This window comes from Rosenbergiella sp. YN46 (genome assembly GCF_036620675.1).
Taxonomy (GTDB): Bacteria; Pseudomonadota; Gammaproteobacteria; order Enterobacterales; family Enterobacteriaceae; genus Jejubacter.
The window spans coordinates 1-541 of the sequence record NZ_JAZHEE010000154.1; the positions used below are offsets into that span (position 1 = coordinate 1).

Below are 541 nucleotides of genomic sequence, written 5' to 3' on the forward strand. Positions count from 1 at the left end.
ACCGACAGCCAGAAGTTCGCCCCTTCGCTTTCCGACAGATACAGCCCCAGGACTTCTTTTTTGCCTTCCAGGTTCAGTGCCAGCACGGTATAAACCGCCTTGCTCTGGTAGCGACCATCCTCACGGATTTTATAGTGAATGGCGTCCAGCCAGACGAAGGGGTAAACCTTCTCCAGCGGGCGCTGCTGCCACTGTTTTAGCTCAGGGATGACTTTATCGGTGACCGCACTGATGGTGGCGGCGGAAACGCTGAAGGCATATAAATCTTCAATTTCCCGGCTGATGTCCTGGTAGCTCATGCCCAGTGCGAACAGGCGAATGATCTTACGTTCTATCTCGTCGGACAGCGTGGTCTGATTCTTCTTCACCAGTTGTGGTTCAAAAGTGCCGTTACGATCGCGCGGAGTCGCCAGTTCGAAGCTGCCGGTCGGAGCTTTAATGGTCTTTTTGCCGGAGCCGTTTTTACGGTTGGCTTCCACATCCTGGGCCAGATGGGAATCAAGTTCAGCAGATAGCGCCGCTTCGGTTAACTGTTTGATTA

The 541-nt window shown here is 53.2% G+C and carries 1 protein-coding gene; it reads right to left on the reverse strand.

Going from position 1 to position 541, the window contains the following annotated elements; genetic code table 11:
• The coding region (locus V3W49_RS22995) for an IS256 family transposase (RefSeq protein WP_500148298.1) at positions 1-541 on the reverse strand (541 nt) is incomplete at both ends.